At 64.3% G+C, this 19,091-nt stretch carries 17 protein-coding genes; 7 read left to right on the forward strand and 10 right to left on the reverse strand.

Features of this window, described 5'->3' with window-relative positions:
* Positions 1 to 146: 146 nt before the first annotated feature.
* The 4 genes from NKG95_RS19725 to NKG95_RS19740 form a co-directional block, all read right to left on the reverse strand.
* The gene (locus NKG95_RS19725) at positions 147 to 1,679 is read right to left on the reverse strand and encodes a YifB family Mg chelatase-like AAA ATPase (protein WP_353042057.1); all 1,533 of its coding nucleotides are present in this window, start codon (positions 1,677 to 1,679) and stop codon (positions 147 to 149) included.
* 160 nt (positions 1,680 to 1,839) lie between these two features.
* On the reverse strand, positions 1,840 to 2,781 hold the full coding sequence (gene gshB / locus NKG95_RS19730) for a glutathione synthase (protein WP_352640352.1): 942 nt from the start codon (positions 2,779 to 2,781) through the stop codon (positions 1,840 to 1,842).
* Positions 2,782 to 2,997: 216 nt separating this feature from the next.
* Positions 2,998 to 3,372, reverse strand: coding sequence for a GtrA family protein (locus NKG95_RS19735; protein WP_353042059.1), 375 nt, complete (start codon positions 3,370 to 3,372; stop codon positions 2,998 to 3,000).
* Between the two features lie 7 nt (positions 3,373 to 3,379).
* Entirely contained in the window at positions 3,380 to 4,387 is a 1,008-nt protein-coding gene (locus NKG95_RS19740; protein WP_023718901.1) for a glycosyltransferase, read from the reverse strand.
* 129 nt (positions 4,388 to 4,516) lie between these two features.
* Here NKG95_RS19740 and NKG95_RS19745 point away from each other — a divergent pair, with 129 nt between their 5' ends.
* From NKG95_RS19745 to NKG95_RS19770, 6 genes are all read left to right on the forward strand, one after another.
* Positions 4,517 to 6,316 carry a GtrA family protein gene (locus NKG95_RS19745; RefSeq protein ID WP_353042061.1) on the forward strand — a complete coding sequence of 600 codons (1,800 nt, stop codon included), beginning with the start codon at positions 4,517 to 4,519 and terminating at the stop codon, positions 6,314 to 6,316.
* A gap of 132 nt (positions 6,317 to 6,448) precedes the next feature.
* Positions 6,449 to 7,216: an SDR family NAD(P)-dependent oxidoreductase gene (locus NKG95_RS19750; RefSeq protein WP_352848319.1), complete on the forward strand. Its 768-nt coding sequence runs from the start codon at positions 6,449 to 6,451 to the stop codon at positions 7,214 to 7,216.
* Positions 7,216 to 8,166: a 2-dehydro-3-deoxygalactonokinase gene (locus tag NKG95_RS19755; protein WP_353042100.1), complete on the forward strand. Its 951-nt coding sequence runs from the start codon at positions 7,216 to 7,218 to the stop codon at positions 8,164 to 8,166. Before NKG95_RS19750 ends, NKG95_RS19755 begins: the two co-directional genes overlap by 1 nt.
* Complete coding sequence (locus NKG95_RS19760) at positions 8,163 to 8,801, forward strand: 2-dehydro-3-deoxy-6-phosphogalactonate aldolase (protein ID WP_353042063.1); 639 nt, start codon at positions 8,163 to 8,165, stop codon at positions 8,799 to 8,801. Before NKG95_RS19755 ends, NKG95_RS19760 begins: the two co-directional genes overlap by 4 nt.
* The gene (locus NKG95_RS19765; protein WP_353042065.1) at positions 8,801 to 9,682 is read left to right on the forward strand and encodes an SMP-30/gluconolactonase/LRE family protein; all 882 of its coding nucleotides are present in this window, start codon (positions 8,801 to 8,803) and stop codon (positions 9,680 to 9,682) included. The genes NKG95_RS19760 and NKG95_RS19765 overlap by 1 nt, the downstream gene beginning before the upstream one ends.
* A gap of 159 nt (positions 9,683 to 9,841) precedes the next feature.
* On the forward strand, positions 9,842 to 10,900 hold the full coding sequence (locus NKG95_RS19770) for a D-alanine--D-alanine ligase family protein (RefSeq protein ID WP_353042067.1): 1,059 nt from the start codon (positions 9,842 to 9,844) through the stop codon (positions 10,898 to 10,900).
* Here the strand turns inward: NKG95_RS19770 and NKG95_RS19775 are convergent.
* From NKG95_RS19775 to dnaK, 6 genes are all read right to left on the reverse strand, one after another.
* Positions 10,897 to 11,184: a DUF1330 domain-containing protein gene (locus tag NKG95_RS19775; RefSeq protein WP_023718908.1), complete on the reverse strand. Its 288-nt coding sequence runs from the start codon at positions 11,182 to 11,184 to the stop codon at positions 10,897 to 10,899. The genes NKG95_RS19770 and NKG95_RS19775 overlap by 4 nt on opposite strands.
* Positions 11,185 to 11,207: 23 nt before the next feature.
* Positions 11,208 to 11,921 (reverse strand): orotidine-5'-phosphate decarboxylase, encoded by a 714-nt coding sequence (pyrF, locus tag NKG95_RS19780; protein WP_023718909.1) that lies wholly within the window; start codon positions 11,919 to 11,921, stop codon positions 11,208 to 11,210.
* Positions 11,918 to 12,514, reverse strand: coding sequence for an NADPH-dependent FMN reductase (locus tag NKG95_RS19785; protein ID WP_352481403.1), 597 nt, complete (start codon positions 12,512 to 12,514; stop codon positions 11,918 to 11,920). Before NKG95_RS19785 ends, pyrF begins: the two co-directional genes overlap by 4 nt.
* A 61-nt stretch (positions 12,515 to 12,575) precedes the next feature.
* Positions 12,576 to 13,181, reverse strand: coding sequence for a phospholipid N-methyltransferase PmtA (gene pmtA / locus NKG95_RS19790; protein ID WP_352481404.1), 606 nt, complete (start codon positions 13,179 to 13,181; stop codon positions 12,576 to 12,578).
* Positions 13,182 to 13,297: 116 nt separating this feature from the next.
* Positions 13,298 to 14,428, reverse strand: coding sequence for a molecular chaperone DnaJ (dnaJ, locus tag NKG95_RS19795; RefSeq protein ID WP_023679852.1), 1,131 nt, complete (start codon positions 14,426 to 14,428; stop codon positions 13,298 to 13,300).
* A gap of 212 nt (positions 14,429 to 14,640) precedes the next feature.
* The gene (gene dnaK / locus NKG95_RS19800) at positions 14,641 to 16,557 is read right to left on the reverse strand and encodes a molecular chaperone DnaK (RefSeq protein WP_023718912.1); all 1,917 of its coding nucleotides are present in this window, start codon (positions 16,555 to 16,557) and stop codon (positions 14,641 to 14,643) included.
* A 321-nt stretch (positions 16,558 to 16,878) separates the two neighbouring features.
* Between dnaK and NKG95_RS19805 the strand changes: the two genes are divergently transcribed.
* A complete protein-coding gene (locus tag NKG95_RS19805; protein ID WP_502913970.1) occupies positions 16,879 to 19,086 on the forward strand; it encodes a hypothetical protein in 2,208 nt (735 codons plus the stop codon).
* Positions 19,087 to 19,091 lie beyond the last annotated feature (5 nt).

A 19,091-nucleotide genomic window follows, 5' to 3' on the forward strand; every position in this document is an offset into this window, starting at 1 on the left:
TTAGCGACTGACACTCGGTGCCACCTTGATCGGCCGCATATGGCGCAGACGCCGCGTATGGCGCAGACGTTAAAGGCAGAGCATATCACCGGCGACCCCACCCGGCCCCTCTTCGCGGCCACCCTCCCCTCGAGGGGGAGGGAAACCTACGCCGCCTGCGCCATCCGCTCCGAGCTCATGCGGTAGGAAATCGCTTCGGCCAGATGGATGCGGCCGACCGTCTCGCTGGCCTCGAGATCGGCCAGTGTCCGCGCCACCTTCAGCACCCGATGGTAAGCCCGCGCGGAAAAGCCGAGCTTTTCGCTGGCATCCCTAAGCAGCGACAGGCCGGCTGCATCGGGCATGGCGATCTCCTCGATGACCGACGGCGAGCAATGCGCGTTGGTGGTGGCGGAGGTCGCGCCGAGCCGTTCGAAACGCTCACGCTGGATCGTACGGGCACGGGCGACGCGTAGTGCTACCGCCGCGCTTTTCTCCGCTCGGTCCGGCCGGATCAGATCGCTGGCCGAAACCGCCGGTACCTCGATCCTGAGATCGATGCGATCGAGCAGCGGGCCGGAAATGCGCGCCTGGTAGTCGGTGCGGCAGCGGTCGCCGCGCAGGCAGCGATAGCCTGACTCGCCGGCCATGCCGCAGCGGCACGGGTTCATCGCCGCGACCAGCTGGATGCGCGCCGGATAGGTGACGCGATGGTTGGCGCGCGCGATCATGCAGTCGCCGGTCTCCAGCGGCTGGCGCAGCGCATCGAGCGCCTGCGGCGAGAATTCGGGAAACTCGTCGAGGAACAGCACGCCGTGATGGGCAAGCGAGGCCTCGCCCGGCCGCACGCGCAAGCCGCCGCCGACCATCGCCGCCATCGAGGCCGAATGATGCGGCGCGCGGAACGGCCGCCGGTCGGTGAGCTTTCCTTCGCCGAGTTCGCCGGCCACCGACGCGATCATCGAGACTTCGAGCAATTCCTTCGGCGCAAGCGGCGGCAGGATCGACGGCAGCCGCTGCGCCAGCATCGATTTGCCGGACCCGGGCGGACCGACCATCAGCAGATTGTGGCCGCCGGCTGCCGCCACCTCCAGCGCCCGCTTGGCGGTCTCTTGCCCCTTGATGTCGGCAAGGTCGGGCAGGTCGCGCGCCGAAGCATGGATGCCGGCTTCCGGCCGCGACAGGACCTGCGTGCCGCGAAAATGATTGGCGATGGCGATCAGGCTGCGCGGCGCCAATATGTCGAAATCCTTGCCGGCCCACGCCGCTTCCGGCCCGCAGGCGAACGGGCAGATCAGGCCCTTGCCTTCGGCATTGGCGCCGATCGCCGCCGGCAGCGCGCCGGCCACCGCGGCAATGGTGCCGTCGAGCGATAATTCGCCAAGCACGACATAGCCGGCCAGCATGTCGCCCGGAATGGCGCCGAGTGCCGCCATCAAACCGAGCGCGATCGGCAGATCGTAATGGCTGCCCTCCTTGGGCAGGTCGGCAGGCGCCAGATTGACGGTGACCTTCTTCGACGGCATCGACAGGCCGGATGCATGCAGCGCCGCCTGCACCCGCTCGCGGCTTTCGGCTACAGCCTTGTCGGCCAGGCCGACGATGTGCATGTTGACCTTGCCCGGCGCGATCATCACCTGCACGTCGACCGGCACGGCCTCGATGCCCTGGAAAGCAACCGTGCGAACCCGCGCCACCATGTCTTCACCCCGGCTGCAGGCTTGCCCCAAGCCCTTGCGATCATGCCGCGAACGGCGTCACCGGAGACAACCACAGATTTCCGGCGAAGGCAAGAACATTTGGGGAACGGCTGAACGCAGCGGCTCCAATGGGTTGCAACGCGGCCGCTCCGAAGCGAGACTAGTTACGCTTGCCCTCCACCGCATCCCAGAACAGGCTGGCGATGTCGGCGCCGCCGAAGCGCTTCACTTCGCGTATGCCGGTCGGTGAGGTCACGTTGATCTCGGTCATGTAGTCGCCGATGACGTCGATGCCGACGAGGATGAAGCCGCGCTCCCTCAGCCACGGGCCGATGCGGGCACAGATCTCGCGTTCGCGCTCTGTCAGCTCGGTCTTTTCGGCGCGGCCGCCGACATGCATGTTGGAGCGCGAATCGTGCTCGGCCGGCACGCGGTTGATGGCGCCGACCGGCTCGCCGTCAATCAGGATGATGCGTTTGTCGCCGGCGCGCACCTCCTTGAGGTAGCGCTGCACGATGTAGGGTTCGCGGAACATCTGGCCGAACATTTCGAGCAGCGAGGCGAGGTTGCGGTCGGCCTCGTGCAGGTGGAAGATGCCGGCGCCGCCATTGCCGTAGAGCGGCTTGACGATGATGTCGCCAAACTCCTTGCGGAAGGCGGCGACTTCGAGCGGATCCTTGGTGATCAGCGTGTCCGGCATCAGGTCGGGAAATTCGGTGACGAAGATCTTTTCCGGGCTGTTGCGCACCCAGGCCGGGTCGTTGACCACCAGCGTCTTCGGATGGATGCGCTCGAGGATATGCGTGGTGGTGATGTAGTTCATGTCGAAGGGCGGATCCTGCCGCAAAAGGATGACGTCCATCTCCGAAAGATCGGTACGGATTTCTTCGCCCAGTGAATAATGGCTGCCCTTCTCGTCGCGGACCTGCATCGCCTCGATGCGGGCAAACACCTTGCCGTCGCGCAGCGACAGCCGGTCGGGCGTGTAGTGGAACAGCTGGTGGCCGCGCCGCTGCGCTTCCAGCGACAGCGCAAACGACGTGTCGCCGGCAATCGACACGGTGGAGATGTGGTCCATCTGGACGGCGACTTTCAGGGGCATGGCAGCTCTCCGGCGCACTTGCAGCGATCCACTTGGATGCACAAAGTACGCTCCAACACTTTTGAATCCATGCATCGTGCTGTCCGAAAATCGATTCCGATTTTCGCGCCGATGCATCGACGACAGCGATATAAGGAAATCGGCGGCTTCTGCCAATCGGCCAAGGTCATGATGAGGCTGCGCTTCGTTTGGCGCAGATCCCAATGCGATGTGCCGTCAGCGATCGAAGACCAGCTTGGAATAGCCGAGGAAGGACAGCGCCATGGCAATCAGCGAGGCGACCGCAAGGGCGATGAGCGGCGACACCGTCGGCAGCGCGAACAGGATGGCGCAATAGACGAGATAATTGACGACGCTGGTGGCAATGCCGACGCCGCCATAGCGTGCGCCCTCTTGCGCGATGCCGCGTCTGGAAGGCGAAAACGTCAGATGGCGGTTGATCAACCAGGTGACGGACAGGGCAAAACCGATCGAAATGATGCGAGCCGCGAATGGTCCGAGCGGCGCTATCGTCAGCACCAGCCAAAGCGCCGCCGCATCGGCGACGAAGCCGACGCCGCCGGCGAAAATGAAGCGGGCGAGGCGTCCCATTCAGGCTCTAGGCCGCGCGCGGGGTCTTGCCCGGTCCGGCCTTCAAAGTCGCGAGGGCGCTTGCACGTTCACGTTCGACGCGACCGGAAGGCATCGACAGATAGAAGATGCGCTTCTGCTCGGCCCGGCCGCGCGACACCGAATCGAGGATTACCCCGGTCACCGCCGCCAGCATCGACAGCAGCAGCAGCCCGACCGACAGCACCCAGGTCGGCATGCGCGGCACAAGCCCGGTTTCGGCGAACTCGATCAGCACCGGCGCCATCAGGAACAGGCTCGATGCCAGGAAGAACACCGAAAAAGCGCCGAAGAAACGCAGCGGCTGTGTCTCCTTCATCAGCATGGCGAACATCCACAGGATCTTCGCGCCGTCGCGAAAGGTCGACAGCTTCGACGAGGAGCCTTCCGGCCGGCGGCCATAGTCGAGCCCGATCTCGCTCACCGGCAATTTGAGCTGCGAGGCGTGCACCGACATTTCGGTCTCGATCTCGAAACCGCCGGAAACGGCGGGAAAGCTCTTGACGAAGCGCCTGGTGAAGGCGCGGTACCCCGAGAAGATATCGGTAAAGTCCGAGCCGAACAGCCGCTTGTAGAGGCTGTTGAAGATGCGGTTGCCGAAGGCATGGCCAGTCCTGCCGGCATCGTCGGCGACGCCGCGCCTGGTGCCCACCACCATGTCGGAGCGCTCGGTCAGCAGCGTGTTGATCAGTTGCGGCGCGTCCTCCGGCGCATAGGTGCCGTCGCCGTCGGCCATCAGATAGATGTCGGCCTCGATGTCGGCGAACATGCGGCGCACGACATTGCCTTTGCCCTGGCGCGGCTCGCGCACCACGATGGCGCCGGCGGCGCGGGCTCGGAGCGCCGTCAGATCGCGCGAATTGTTGTCGTAGACATATATCGCGGCGGCAGGCAGCGTCTCGCGAAAGCGCCGCACCACTTCGCCGATCGTCAGCTCCTCATTGTAGCAAGGCAGGAGCACGGCGATGCTCGGCTCATGGCGCACTTCTTGTGGCATTTTCGTCTCCGGATGCCCTGTGAGGTCCCTGACCGCTCAAACGCCGGCCTCGCTCGGGCGGCTTTACTATTTATTGAAGCTGTTAAGGCTAGGTTTAAACCGCCCCGTATTCCTTCCAAAGGTCCTGATATGAGCACAGCCGACGATGGCGCCTCCATTTGGAGGTCCGATATCGCGCTGGCGCTGCTTGCCACGCTGCTGGCGCTTGCCGTCAATGCCTTTGCCGGTTTCCCGGAACTGACCAATGCCGGCGGCGACAACGACAATCTGCTGCGCCTTGTCGAAGTTCGCGACATGCTGGCCGGCCAAAGCTGGTTCGATCTGCACCAGTACAGGATGGGCCTGGAAGGCGGCTTCGTCATGCACTGGTCGCGGCTGGTCGATGCGCCGATCGCCGCCATCACGGCCGTGTCGGCCCTGACCGGGAGCACGGTCTTTGCCGAGAATTTTGCGCAAGTGCTGTGGCCGGCGCTGCTCTTTTGCCTGACCGTGTTTTTCACCGCTCGCACCGCGCGCAGCTTTGCCGGTGACGGCGCCGTGCTGCCCGCTGTCGTCGTCGGCGCCGCCGCACTGCACTTCCTCGGCATTTTTTCGCCTGGCGCGCTCGATCACCACAATGTCCAGCTGATGCTGAGCATGGCCAGCCTGAGCCTTCTGCTTGAAGCGCCGTTGCGCAGGCCGGCGGCACTACTCTCCGGCCTGTGCGCCGGATTGATGCTGGCCGTCGGCATGGAAACCGCGCCTTATGTCGCCACCATCGGCGCCTCTGTCGCCACGCTGTTTGCCCTCGACGCCGATGGCGAGAGGCCGATTGCCAGGGATTTCGGCCTCGGCTTTGCCGGCGTGTCCGCTCTCATCTTTGTCGCCACCATCGCACCGTCCGCCTGGGGTCAGGCGCAATGCGACGCCTTCTCGACCGTGCAGTTCGTCGTCGCAGCGATTGCCGGAACCGGCCTTGCGGCGATAGCGTCGGTCGAGCCCGCTGGCCGCACGCGCCAACGGCGCATCGCCTCGCTTGGCCTGCTTGCCCTGATATTGGCCGCAGTCGTCGTCTTTTTGTTCCCGCAATGCCTGGCAGCGCCCTATGCCAACCTCGATCCGCGCCTCAAGGAGCTATGGCTTGATCACATCGACGAGGCGCAATCGCTGTTCAAGCTTCTCGCTGAAGATCCGGCCGGGGTGGTGGCGCGCTATGCTACGCCGCTCATCGCGCTCGTGCTGATGGCGCTTCGCCTTGGCCGTGGCGGCTGGCGGCGGCAGGACAGCCTTGTCGGCACGCTGCTTGTCGTGGCCTTCATCGTCAGTGCCTGGCAGGTGCGCGGTTCGACATTCTCGATCGCCTTCGCCGTCATCCCGCTTGCTGCCTGGATTGCCAAATGGCGTCAACGGGCCGAGGCCAGCCCGTCGCGCGGCGTGGCGCTGCGCATGGCCGCCGTCTGGCTGGTTTCGGTGAATGCCGTCTGGACTGGGGCTGCCGCGGCGACCTCGGTCGCCTTCGAGGACAGCAATACCGCCGCCGATAATGGCGACGGCGCCGATGTCGCTTGCCAGCGCATGGCCTCCTTTGCGGCGCTTGGCCGCCTGCCCGGCACCACGGTGCTGGCAATTTCCAATCTCGGATCGCCGATCCTGGCCTATTCCGGACACCGCGTCTTCGCCGGGCCTTATCATCGCAACGTCGCCGGCAACCTGCTGGCGCTCGATGCCTTCCTTGGGTCCGATGCCGATGCCAGGACAATCCTGGCGGATCATCACGTCGGCCTCGTCGCATTGTGCCCCGGCAGCCCCGAAAGCAAGCTCCTCGCCGCCAAGGCGCCGGCAGGTTTTCTCGCCGGGTTGATGCGCGGCAGCGTACCGGAATGGCTTGAGCCGGTTGCCAGGACCAGCGGAGCCGCCGTCGAATTGTACCACGTCCGGCTGGGCGGCTGATCGATCGGGGGCGCGTGCGGCCTTTTGTCGGACATAAGTCCCGACTATCCACTCTTTCGCCCTTGCCCGCCCGACATGGCTGGATAGGATGCGCGCCGGTCAGACCGAGATCGTTGGACCGGGAGAGAATTCATGATGCCATCGGCACGCTTTGCCGACCTCGAAGGCGCTTCGGTGCTGATCACCGGTGGCGGCTCCGGCATTGGAGCCGCCTTGACCGAGGGATTTATCCGCCAGGGGGCAAAGGTCGCCTTTATCGATATCGCCGACCGTCCGAGCCTGGCGCTGGCCGATCGGTTAGACAAGGAGCTCGGCCGGCGGCCGCTCTATCTCAAGACCGATATACGCGATATCGAGGCATTGCGGTTATCAGTTGCCAAAGCCGCCGAGGCGCATGGCGACGTGACCGTGCTGGTCAACAATGCCGCGCAGGATGACCGTCATGCCGTCGAAGACGTCACGGTCGAGTTCTGGGACAACAATCATGCCATCAACCTGCGCCCGCATTTCTTCAGCGCACAGGCGGTGGCGCCGGGCATGAAGCGGGCCGGTGGCGGCTCGATCATCAATTTCACCTCGACCTCGTTTCTCATCAACCATCCCGATATGCCGGCCTATACCGCCGCCAAGGCCGGCATCGTCGGCCTCACCAAGGGTCTTGCCGGCAAGCTCGGCGTCGACGGGATTCGCGTCAACGCAATCGCGCCCGGCTGGGTGATCACCGAGCGACAGAGAAAGCTCTGGGTCACCGAACAGGCGCTCGCCGCCCACGTCGCCAAGCAGTGCATCAAAGAGGTGATGCAGCCGGAAGACGTTGTCGGCACCGTGCTGTTCCTGGCGTCGGATGCTTCACGCATGCTGACCGCGCAGATGCTGATCGTCGACGGGGGGTTCCTGTGATCTCATCGAGCAAGGCCCCTTCTGTCGCGGCCGTCGACTGGGGCACCACCCGGATGAGGGTGTGGCTGCTCGACGGCGCCGGCAAGGTTCTCGCCGAGCGGCGCGGCGATGACGGGCTGATCACCGCCCAGGCTAAAGGATTTTCGTCCGTTCTCGAAGGGCATCTGGCTGCCATGGGTGCCCCCGAGGCGCTGCCGGTCATCATTTGCGGGATGGCCGGTTCGCGCCAGGGCTGGCTGGAGGCGCCCTATGTCAGCGTGCCGGCGCCGATCGGCGCTATCCTCGCCGGCGCTGCCCGCATCCCCGGCCAGCGCCGCGACATCCGCATCGTGCCCGGCCTTGCCCAACGCCTTGCCGATGCACCTGACGTCATGCGCGGCGAGGAAACGCAGCTTGCCGGCGCCGGTTTGCCGGCACAGGGACGCCACCTCGTCTGCATGCCCGGCACCCATTCGAAATGGGTGCTGGTCGAGGACGGTTCCATTGCCGGCTTCGGCACCTGGCCGACCGGCGAGCTGTTTTCGGTGCTGGCTGCGCACTCGATCCTGCGCCATTCGCTGGGCGAGCCGCCGCAGCCGGTTGCCGCCGAAAGTCCGTTTTTCCGGGACTGGTGCCTGAAGGCGTTGGCCGAGGGCGGTGACATCGTTTCAAGACTGTTCTCGATCCGCGCCGCCAGCCTGTTGCAGGACCTGGAGCCCGAAGATGCCGCAGCCTCTCTGTCCGGCCTGCTGATCGGCGGCGAGATCGCTTCGGCAAATAGCCGCTATGGGGCAAGCGCCGTGCCCGTCGTGCTGATCGCATCCGGCGCACTCGGCAGGCTCTATGCCGAGGCGCTCGGCCTTGCCGGGCTCGCTTTCAGGGCGGTCGACGCCGATGAGGCGGTGCGTGCCGGCCTTGCCGAAGCCGCGCGCGAAAATGGCATGATCGCCAAAAATGGAGTTGCCGCATGACCGAAACCGCACCTTTTCCAAAGCTCAAGCGGGGTCTGGTCGCGATCCTGCGTGGCCTCAAGCCAAGCGAGGCGGTGGCGATCGGCCAGGCGATCTTCGGCGCCGGCATCGAAGCAATCGAGGTGCCGCTCAACTCGCCCGAGCCTTTTGTTTCCATCGCCAGTATTGTCGAAGCGCTTCCTCCGACGGCGCTGGTCGGCGCCGGCACGGTGCTCACCGCCGCCGATGTCGACGGTCTGCACAAGGCCGGCGGGCGGCTGCTGGTCAGCCCCAATATCGATGCCGAGGTCATGGGCCGTGCCATGCAGTACGGCATGGTGACGATGCCCGGCGTGTTCACGCCGACCGAGGCATTTCAAGCAATCCGGCTCGGCGCCTCGGCATTGAAATTCTTCCCGGCGAGCGTGCTTGGCGCGGCGGGCATTTCGGCGATGTGCGCGGTGCTGCCAGCCAGTGTGCTGGTCGGCGCCGTCGGCGGCGTTTCGGACAAGGACTTTGCCGGCTACAAAGCGGCCGGCGTCACCGTCTTCGGTCTTGGCTCCAGCCTGTTCAAGCCGGGCATGAGCATCGACGAAGTGGCAGCACGGGCGAAGGCTGCGGTCGTGGCCTGGGACGCGGCGTTTGGAGCGGCATGATGAGCGAGACCATCGTTTCGGTTTTTTCCGACCATGTCTGCCAACTCGGCGAGGGGCCAAGCTATGACCCTGCCACGGACACGCTCTATTGGTTCGACATCGTCAACGGCCAGCTCCTGGAACAGCGCTTGTCCGGCGGTGCGGTCAAAATCCACGAGCTCGGTCAGATGGCCAGCGCCATCGCCATCGTCGACGACCAACGCCAGCTGATCGCCACCGAGACCGGCCTGCATGTCCGCGATGTCGCGACCGGCAAGCTGACGCTGCACACGCCGATCGAGGCCGATAATACGGTCACCCGCTCGAACGATTCCCGCGTTCACCCTTGCGGCGCCCTCTGGGTCGGCACCATGGGTAAGGGCGAGGAGAAGGCCGCCGGTTCTATCTACTGGTTCTTCAAGGGCGAGCTGCGCCGGCTCTATGCGGATCTCACGGTGCCCAATTCGATCTGCTTTTCCGAAGATGGGACCATCGCCCATTATACCGACACCAGCACCGGGCTGTTGATGCGCGTCGGCTGCGATCCTGCGACCGGCCTGCCGGTTGGCGAACCGAAGGTCTTCGTCGATCACCGTTCGGCCAGGGGCTATATCGATGGTTCGGTGCTCGACCGCGACGGCATATTGTGGAACGCTTGCTGGGGCGGCAGCGTCGTCGAAGCCTATGGACCCGACGGCAAGCTTGTCCGTTCGGTGGCGATGCCGGCGACGCAGCCGTCCTGTCCGGCTTTTGTCGGCAGGAATGCCGACCGGATCGCGGTCACCTCCGCCTGGTCCGGCAAGAGCGAGAAGCAGCGCCTGCTCGACCCGCAAGCCGGCATGACGTTTATGCTCGACATTCCAGTCAATGGTCGCTTCGAGCCGCGCGTGCTGATTGGCTAGACCATGGTCCCGAACCTTTGGTTCGGAAAAGATCATGGTCAAACAAGAAGATGGTGCGCTTGCTGTCGTGCAGGCGTCCGATCAACGTCGGTTCCGCGCAAGCCGAATGCGTTCCCCGTGCGATGGTAGGCAATCGTGCTGCCAGGAGCCGTTCCACCCATGTCAAGCCGCAAGCCGAAGCTGATCCTTGTCTACGAGCCGGAAAAGGCCTGCTTCGATCGGCTGGTCGCCGATAACCACGTGCCGGAGCGTGCCGTCGAAATCGCCTCCTATCTGGCGCAATCGACCGACATCGCTGCTGAATTCGACGCACTTGCCGCCGCTTGCCAGAAGCGCGGCTTGTCGTTTGCGCCGGTGACACTCGACGACGCCGCAAGCGTTCTCGCCGGCGAGGACCCGAAGACCACGCTCGTCTGGACGCTGACCGACGGCATCGCCTATTTCCGCGGCGGCGCGGCACCAGCTCTGGCACGGCTGAACGGCCTGAAGGCGATCGGCGCCGACGATGCGCTTTTTGCGCTCTGTCAGGATAAGTTCCGTTCCGGCGCCGTGCTCGGCGCGCTTGGCTTGCCGGTGCCGCGGGCGGGCCTTGCCCGTGACGGAGCCTGGCTGGTTGCGCCGCCGGACTCGCCCGCCGGCTGGTTCGTCAAGCCGAACCGGCTCGGCGCCAAGATCGGCATCTGGCCGGATTCGCGCTGCCCCGATCTCGGCCACGCGCTGGAGCTTAGCCGGCGCGTCTTCGCCGCCTATCGCGACGATGTCGTGGTCCAGCCCTATGTCGCCGGCCGCAACGCGCGCGCCAGTTTTCTCGGATTGAAGCCGGATACCGGCGCCGAGGCGCTCGGCATCGCCCTTGTCGATTCGGGCAGCGATTTCCAGACCATGCAGGACAGCCTGGCGCTTTACGGCGATACCGGTGTAGCGGCGAAAGCCGCGGGAAATTACGCTGAGCCGTTGCTGCTTCCCGTTGGCGCCAGCCAGCCTCGAGCCGATGCAAGAATCCGTCGCATCGCCGAAAGCCTGATGGTCGGGCTTGGCCTGCGGGATGTGTTTTCCATCGACTTCCGGGTCGAAGCCGACGACAGCGTGCACCTCATCGAGTTCGAGGTCTGCCCCGGCCTGCCCTGCTTCGATTTCCGCGATTACTGTCGCCGGCAATGGGGCCTGAGCCTCGCCGATGCGATGGCTGAAACCGCGACGAACCGACTTCTCGCCTAAATCCCCTCGACCAGAACGATTTCGCCGTCAGCCACCTTCTGGCGGATCGCGACCGCGCGCTGGTATTCGGGCGAGTGGTAGCAGTCATGCGCCGCCGCAAGCGACGGAAACTCGATGATCACATTGCGGTCGCGGCCCGGCCCCTCGGCCTTCTCATGCGCGCCGCCGCGCGCCAGGAACTTGGCGCCGAAGCGGTCGAAGGCCAGCTTGGCGGCTGCGACATAGTCCTTGTAGCCTTCCGCATCGCGCACGTCGACGCGAGCGATCCAGTATCCCTTGGGCATCGGTTTCTCCTGGTTTTTGGTCCTTATGCCGAGCGCATTTCATCGAGGATGGCTTCAGCTGCCGCCCGCCGGTCGGCCGCGCCGACGATCGGCCGGCCGACCACGAGGTGGCTGGAGCCGTTGCGGATCGCCTGCGCCGGCGTCACCACCCGCTTCTGGTCGCCATGGTCGCTGCCCGTGGGCCGGATCCCCGGCGTCACGACGGCCAGGTCGGGGCCGACGATGCGGCGCACCGCCTCCGCTTCCTCGGCCGAGCAGACGATGCCGCCCATGCCGGCATGTAGCGCCTGCTCGGAGCGCCTCAGCACCAGCGTATGCGGATCATATTCATAGCCGGCGTCGATCACGTCCTGCTCGTCCATCGAGGTCAGCACGGTGACCCCGAGCAGGCAAAGGTCGCTGCCCTTCGCAGCCTCGACCGCCGCCTTCATCGTCTTCGGATAGGCATGGATGGTCAGCATGCTCATGCCCATCCTGACGATGTTGTCGACCCCCTTGGCCACCGTGTTGTCGATGTCGAGCAGCTTCATATCGAGAAAGATCCTGGTGCCGCCGCTGGCCAGCTCGCGGGCGAAGTCGAGCCCGCCGGCAAAGGCGAGCTGGTAACCGATCTTGTAGAAGGAGACGATCCCGTCGAGCTCGCGCACCGCTTTCTCGGCTTCCTTCAGCGTCGGCAGGTCGAGGCCGACGATCAGCCTTTCCTGCATCGTGTCGGCATGCGCGGCGTCCGGGATCATGCCTCGATCCGCGTCGACAGCATGCGCGAGGTTTCGATCAGCGTTCGGCATAGGTGCTCCATCGATTGGCGTAGTCTCTCGTCCCTGAAGTTGCCCTCGTCGTCGAAGGCGTTGCCGCCCTCCGGCACCGAGCATTCCGGTGTCACCACCTCCATCCGGCAGCGCACCAGAACGGCGCGCAGATGGTTGATGCAGCGTATCCCGCCGAAGGGTCCGTTGGAAGACGAGCAGAGGCCGGCAACCTTGCCGGCAAGCGGCCTGAACGTCCGGCCGCCATCCTTGCGCAGCTGGCTTACCCAGTCGATGGTGTTCTTGAGCAGCGGTGGAATGGAGCCGTTATATTCGGGCGTCGCGATCAGCAGCCCGTCATGGGCGGCGATCATCCGGCCGAGCTTGACGGCGTTTTCGGGAATGCCTTCTTCCTTTTCCAGATCCTGGTCGAGGATCGGCAACGGATAGTCGGCGAGCGAGATGCGGGTCACCTCCGCGCCCTGCATGGCAAGTTCCTTCTGCGCAACGTCGGCGGTCCTGGCGCTATAGGCGCCGCTGCGCACCGAACCGGCGACGACGAGAATTTTCGGGATCACAGCCATGGGGTCTGCCTTGTCACCCGATGGGTATAAGACAAGTGCTATTCAAACCCAACGCTGCAATTCAGGCGGCCCCGCGTCGGTAGATCCAAAGCTGCGTCGGCGGAATGTTGCGGATGACGAAATGGAAATGCTCGACCGTATAGTCGCCGCGGCCCGGCGGGATCGGCGACAGCGGCCCGTAAGTCAGCTGCACGATCGGCCGGCCCGCCGGGATGCGGTCGAGCAGGCTCTCGACATAGGCGATGCGCTGGGCGACCGGGAAGTTGAGCAGCGGCACGCCCGATATCACCGAATCGAAGACCAGATCGCGCTTGTCGCCGAGCGTCGCGTCGAGATTGAAGGCGTCGCCCTCAATGACGTTGACGCCTGGATAAAGCTGGCGCAGATGGCGCACGAAATCAGTGGAATATTCGACCGCGTAGAGATTTTCAGGCTTTATGCCCTGAGCGAGGATGGCGCGCGTGATGACGCCTGTGCCAGGCCCGACCTCGAGCACCGGCAGGCCGGATTTCGGATTGACGATCGAGGCCATCTTGCGCGCGGTGATGGAACTGGTCGGGACGATCGAACCGACCGCCTTCGGCTTGTCGATCCAGCCCTTGAAGAACTTCAGTTCGTCGTCGAACTTTTCCGCCAGCGTCTTTCGCAGTCCGGGACTACGCGTCATCGAAAGTCCTCCTCAACGCTCCCTCGCATGCTACTTAGCAGCTACGAGGTGCAAGACAAGGCGAATCCCCGGATAAGGTGTTGATGACGCTCGGGAAGCGTTTCCAGGGATCAGCTTCAATGCTCGCCGAACGTTTCGAAAAAGTCCTTCATGCGGGCGAAAAATCCGCTCGACTGGGGCGAATTGTCCTTTGAGGAAAGCTGCTCGAATTCCTCCAGCAATTCGCGCTGGCGGCGCGAAAGGTTCTGCGGCGTCTCGACCACGGTCTGGATGTAGAGGTCGCCGATATTGGGCTGGCGCAGCACCGGCATGCCCTTGCCCTTGAGGCGGAACTGGCGGCCGTTCTGGGTGCCTTCCGGCACCTTCACCTTCGTCTGGGTGCCGTCCAATGTCGTCACCTCGAACGAGCCGCCAAGTGCTGCCGTCGTCATCGAGATCGGCACCTTGCAATAAAGATCGGCGCCGTCGCGCTGGAAGAACTCGTGCGGCTTGACCGCGAGGAAGATGTAGAGATCGCCCGATGGGCCGCCGCGCAGGCCGGCCTCGCCCTCATTGGCAAGCCGGATGCGGGTGCCGTCCTCGATCCCGGCAGGGATGTTGACCGACAGCGAGCGCTCCTCGGTGACGCGGCCCTGGCCGGCGCATTTCGGACATGGATCCTTGATGGTCTGGCCGCGCCCCTGGCATTGCGGGCAGGTGCGCTCGATCGAGAAGAACCCTTGCGTGGCGCGCACCTTGCCGTGGCCGTTGCACATCGAGCAGGTGACGGGCTGGGTGCCGGGCTTGGCGCCGCTGCCCGAGCATTCCGAGCAGGAGATCGATGCCGGCACGCGGATCTGCGCGGTCTTGCCGGAAAATGCCTCTTCCAGCGTGATTTCCATATTATAGCGCAGGTCGGCGCCGCGCTCGCGACCGCCGGACGAGCGACGCTGGCGCCCGCCCATCATGTCGCCGAAAATGTCCTCGAAAATGTCGGCGAAGCCGCCGGCGCCAAAGCCTTGCGCCCCGCCATTCATGCCGCCGTGCTCGAAGGCGGCGTGGCCGAAGCGATCGTAGGCGGCGCGCTTCTGCGGGTCCTTCAGCGTTTCGTAGGCTTCGTTGATTTCCTTGAATTTGTGCTCGCAGGCATGGTCGCCTGGGTTGCGGTCGGGATGGAACTGCATGGCCAGCTTGCGGAAAGCGCTCTTGAGCTCCTTCTCGTCGGCGCCTTTTTGCACGCCCAGCGTTTCGTAAAAATCAGCTTTCATGTTTTCCCGCAGTCCGGATAGTCAACGTCTTGAAGTATCGTTGCGTCGTTTGCCGGCACGCTGTTCCGATTTAGGTGTGATGGAGCCGGGATGCCAGTGTCTACGAGGCTTTGTCCGCATTTTTTCGGGTAGCTCGGCCTTTTTCCGGCAAAGGGTTGCAAAAAAGCCCGGCTGTGCGCCGGGCTTTTTGCTTACCTGTACCGTCAGGCGGTTCAGGCCGACTTCTTCTTCTCGTCGTCTTCGTCGATTTCCTCGAAATCGGCATCGACCACATCGCTGTCCTTGGCGGCATCAGCCTTGGCGTCGGCCTCGGCGGCTTCCTTCTGCGAAGCCTCGTACATCGCCTGGCCGAGCTTCATCGAGACTTCGGCGAGCGTCTGCGTCTTGGCCTCGATCTCGGTCACATCATCGCCTTCGGCAGCGGTCTTCAACGCCGCGATCGCATCGGCAATCGCCGTGCGGTCGGTCTCCGAGACCTTATCGCCATAGTCCTTCAGCGACTTCTCCGAGGAATGCACCAGAGCCTCGGCCTGGTTGCGGGCCTCGACCAGTGCGCGACGTTTCTTGTCGACTTCGGCATTGGCCTCGGCATCCTTGACCATCTTCTCGATGTCAGCGTCCGAAAGGCCGCCAGACGCCTGGATGCGGATCTGGTGCTCCTTGCCGGTGCCCTTGTCCTTGGCCGAAACGTTGACGATGCCGTTCGCGTCGATGTCGAACGTGACCTCGATCTGCGGCACGCCACGCGGCGCAGGCGGGATGCCGACCAGGTCGAACTGGCCGAGCGCCTTGTTGTCGGCGGCCATTTCACGCTCACCCTGGAAGACGCGGATGGTCACCGCCGACTGCGAATCCTCAGCCGTCGAGAACACCTGGCTCTTCTTCGTCGGAATCGTCGTGTTGCGCTCGATCAGCCGCGTGAATACGCCGCCCAGCGTCTCGATGCCGAGCGACAGCGGCGTCACGTCGAGCAACAGCACGTCCTTGACGTCGCCCTGCAGCACGCCGGCCTGGATGGCAGCGCCAAGTGCGACGACCTCATCCGGGTTGACGCCCTTGTGCGGTTCCTTGCCGAAGAACTGCTTCACGATCTCCTGTATCTTGGGCATACGGGTCATGCCGCCGACCAGAACGACCTCGTCGATCTCAGCGGCCTTGAGGCCGGCATCCTTGAGCGCCGCCTTGCAGGGCTCGATGGTGCGCTGGACGAGATCTTCGACAAGGCTCTCGAACTTCGCACGCGTCAGCTTTAGCGTCAGGTGCTTGGGGCCGCTGGCATCGGCGGTGATGAAGGGCAGGTTGATCTCGGTCTGCGTGGTGGACGACAGCTCGATCTTGGCCTTTTCAGCCGCTTCCTTGAGGCGCTGCAGGGCGAGCTTGTCGTTCCGCAGGTCGATACCCTGTTCCTTCTTGAACTCGGCCGCCAGATATTCGACCAAACGCATGTCGAAATCCTCGCCGCCGAGGAAGGTGTCGCCATTGGTCGACTTCACTTCGAACACGCCGTCGCCGATTTCGAGCACCGAAATGTCGAACGTGCCGCCGCCAAGGTCATAGACGGCAATCGTCTTGCCTTCCTTCTTGTCCAAGCCATAGGCAAGTGCTGCCGCCGTCGGCTCGTTGATGATGCGCAGCACTTCCAGGCCGGCGATCTTGCCTGCATCCTTGGTGGCTTGGCGCTGGGCGTCGTTGAAATAGGCCGGAACGGTAATGACCGCCTTCTCGACCTTTTCGCCGAGATAGGCTTCCGCCGTTTCCTTCATCTTCTGCAGGATCATCGCCGAGATCTGGCTGGGCGACTGGTTCTTGCCGCCGGCCTCGACCCAGGCATCGCCATTGTCGCCCTTGACGATCTTGTAGGGGACAAGCTTCTTGTCCTTCTCCGTCACCGGATCGTCATAGCGGCGGCCGATCAGGCGCTTGACCGCGAAAATGGTGTTTTCAGGATTGGTGACCGCCTGGCGCTTGGCCGGCTGGCCGACGAGGCGCTCGCCGTCGCTGTTGATGGCGACGATCGAAGGGGTCGTGCGCGCGCCTTCCGCATTCTCGATGACCTTGGATTCCTTGCCGTCCATGATGGCGACACAGGAGTTGGTTGTTCCCAGATCGATACCGATTACTTTTGCCATTTCTCTAATCTCTCCGCTAAGCAGGCTCTCAGGACCCGTACAGGCGTTCCGACGAAAGCCCCTGTTCACAAGAAATTCCGCTCCGGCAACCGGCATTCGGCGCTGGACGGCTTGGCGCGTATATAAGAACAGGCTGCGTGGCGCGCAAGCATTCTGCGCAAGGCGTTCACCATTCATCGCGGTTGATCGGATTCGGGACCGGCAGGCCCGTATTTTCCGGCCGTGATCCAGCCGGCCCGGCCCCGGTCCATGAACCTTTCCGCCTCACCTCGCGACTGACGCTCAGGTGCCGCGTGGTGCGGCCCCGGAAAGGAAAGCCCCATGACCACAGATCCAGAGGCTCGATGGTCTCCGGGAACAGCAGGAACTCAGCGCGACAGTCGCCTTCGGGACCGGGTCGATGCGCTGGGCTTTCCGCTGGTTCCGTTGACCCTGCGCGGACGCCGGCGTATCATGACGGTGAGGAAAGCAGACAATTCGATCAGGGATGAACGTGCCGGAACGCCGCGCCTTGCCCTGATTTGCGCGCCGAGACCGGATGTTTCTCCCATGACCTGTGGGGGGAGATCCATGTCTTGCGACCATGGCGCGTCCGTGCGCTCTCGTGCCGGCCATTTGCGCCGCGCAATCCAGGCTGCCAGCGGATTATCGGCCTTGGCACTCGCCGCTGGGCTCTGGCTCGGCGGCTCGGCACAGGCCCAGGAAACCCAGATCATCTATCCCGGCTCGATGGCAGTGACCGGATTCTCTGGCACCATCATCCCCAATTTCGAGGAAGGCCTGCCGCCGGGCGTCGATCCGGTCGACGAGACCTTCATCGACACGGCGCGCGCAACCTTGCGCGTCTTCGACGTTTCAAGGCTGGGCGGGCCGGCGTCTGGCCAATTGGTCTTCACCCCGCCACCCTTCGAGGTCACGGCCGAGCAAATCGGCCAGGTGTTCGGCATCACTTATGACGACGGCGTGCGCGACGGCGTTCCCTCGGCCATTCCAAACCTCTATGCCGGCGCCACCTCGCTGCACGGCATCCGCATCGTCACACCAGACGGCGACGCCGACGGCCGGCCGGAGCGGCAGCGCCGCGGCACGGCTGACGCGGTCTTCATGGACGGCCAGTTCGGCACCGAAAACGGCGGCGGCCCCGGAACGATCTGGAAGATCGATGGCATCACCGGCGCCGTCTCGAAATTCGCCGATATCGACGCCAATAGCGGTCCCGGCATCGGCGACGTCACTTTCGACAATATCCACCGCCAGTTCTTCGCCAGCGATCTCGACACCGGCCTTATCCACCGCATCGACGCCAATGGCGCGCTAGTCGACACGTTCGACCACGGCGTCGCCGGCCGCCCGGCGCACGGGCTGCCCCCAGTCGCCGACGACGGCTCGGTGATGGACATCCAGGGTGCTGCCTTCGACAGCGAGGACCCCGATAGCTGGGGCTACACACAGGACGAGCGCCGCGTCTGGTCGGTCGCCTATCGTGGCGGCCGGCTCTATTACTCGGTCGGGGAAAAGGCGGAGATCTGGTCGGTGGGCATTGCCGGCGACGGCAGCTTCGGCGACCCGCGCTGGGAGCTGACCGTCAAGGCCGACAAGGATTACGCGGTCACCGACATCGCCTTTGACAACAAGGGCTTCATGTATCTGGCTCAGCGCGGCCCGGTGGAAAACCGCTACGACTACAGCCAGTTCGCCGATTCCGGCAAGGGTGAGGTCATCCGCTACTGGCGCGAAAATCCGGACGATCCGGCAACGGAATCGGTCTGGGTGGAAGTGCCGCAGGAATATGCGGTCGGCTTCCCGCAAGACAACCGGCAGTCGGCCGGCGGCCTCGACCTGCAATATGGCTACGATTCCGAAGGCAATCTCGATACCGGCATCTGCACCGACACGCTGTTCGATACCGGCGACAAGTTGCGCGACAACCCGGCGCTCGCCGAACAGCTCGCAGCCGGGGGGCCGCTTGCCGTGCACGGCGTGCAGATCACGCCGACGGCGCTGGTCAGGCCGGCCAACGTGCCGCCTTTCGGCTCGTGGTTCGTCGATTTCGACACTTATTTCGAAGACCCGGAAGTGGAAGGCCATGTCGGTGACGTCGAGGTCTGGCGCCCCTGCGAAGGCCGTGCCGGCTATTACGAGCAGGTGCCGGGCGGCTATCTGCCACCGTTCTATCCGCCGGACTTCCCGCCCCCCGGCAATCTGCCTCCTTGCCTTGATGTCGAGGATGTCGAGTATTTCTGCACGCCCTCCGGCCTCGAGGCCGATCTCTATCTTCATGACCATACCGGCTTCGGCGGCGATTCGATCAAGGCTCTGTCCAGGACGCCTGGCGTCGGGGTGACTTCGCCCCTGTCGCATGCGCCCGGCGCGCCATTCACGATCGGTATCACCGGCCATTATCCTGGCGACAGGGTCGATGTCGGGCTCTGCTTCTACAGGCAGTCCGACCGCGACAAGGGTGGCTACTACCCTTGCTGCAAGATGACCTTGCCGCTCAGAACCCCAGCCGTCAGCTGCGAACCGTGAGAAGG

It is taken from the genome of Mesorhizobium sp. M1423, from assembly GCF_040317575.1.
Taxonomy (GTDB): Bacteria; Pseudomonadota; Alphaproteobacteria; order Rhizobiales; family Rhizobiaceae; genus Mesorhizobium.

Bases quoted from the DNA above. Each gene is read 5' to 3' on its own strand.
- pyrF (WP_023718909.1), bottom strand. From the start codon at position 11,921: ATGATCCCGGACGCCGCGCATGCCGACACGATGCAGGAAAGGCTGATC.
- NKG95_RS19725 (WP_353042057.1), bottom strand. From the start codon at position 1,679: ATGGTGGCGCGGGTTCGCACGGTTGCTTTCCAGGGCATCGAGGCCGTG.
- NKG95_RS19750 (WP_352848319.1), top strand. From the start codon at position 6,449: ATGATGCCATCGGCACGCTTTGCCGACCTCGAAGGCGCTTCGGTGCTG.
- dnaJ (WP_023679852.1), bottom strand. From the start codon at position 14,428: ATGAAAGCTGATTTTTACGAAACGCTGGGCGTGCAAAAAGGCGCCGAC.
- NKG95_RS19770 (WP_353042067.1), top strand. From the start codon at position 9,842: ATGTCAAGCCGCAAGCCGAAGCTGATCCTTGTCTACGAGCCGGAAAAG.
- pmtA (WP_352481404.1), bottom strand. From the start codon at position 13,181: ATGACGCGTAGTCCCGGACTGCGAAAGACGCTGGCGGAAAAGTTCGAC.
- NKG95_RS19745 (WP_353042061.1), top strand. From the start codon at position 4,517: ATGAGCACAGCCGACGATGGCGCCTCCATTTGGAGGTCCGATATCGCG.
- dnaK (WP_023718912.1), bottom strand. From the start codon at position 16,557: ATGGCAAAAGTAATCGGTATCGATCTGGGAACAACCAACTCCTGTGTC.
- NKG95_RS19805 (WP_502913970.1), top strand. From the start codon at position 16,879: ATGACCACAGATCCAGAGGCTCGATGGTCTCCGGGAACAGCAGGAACT.
- NKG95_RS19735 (WP_353042059.1), bottom strand. From the start codon at position 3,372: ATGGGACGCCTCGCCCGCTTCATTTTCGCCGGCGGCGTCGGCTTCGTC.
- NKG95_RS19765 (WP_353042065.1), top strand. From the start codon at position 8,801: ATGAGCGAGACCATCGTTTCGGTTTTTTCCGACCATGTCTGCCAACTC.
- NKG95_RS19785 (WP_352481403.1), bottom strand. From the start codon at position 12,514: ATGGCTGTGATCCCGAAAATTCTCGTCGTCGCCGGTTCGGTGCGCAGC.
- gshB (WP_352640352.1), bottom strand. From the start codon at position 2,781: ATGCCCCTGAAAGTCGCCGTCCAGATGGACCACATCTCCACCGTGTCG.
- NKG95_RS19740 (WP_023718901.1), bottom strand. From the start codon at position 4,387: ATGCCACAAGAAGTGCGCCATGAGCCGAGCATCGCCGTGCTCCTGCCT.
- NKG95_RS19775 (WP_023718908.1), bottom strand. From the start codon at position 11,184: ATGCCCAAGGGATACTGGATCGCTCGCGTCGACGTGCGCGATGCGGAA.
- NKG95_RS19760 (WP_353042063.1), top strand. From the start codon at position 8,163: ATGACCGAAACCGCACCTTTTCCAAAGCTCAAGCGGGGTCTGGTCGCG.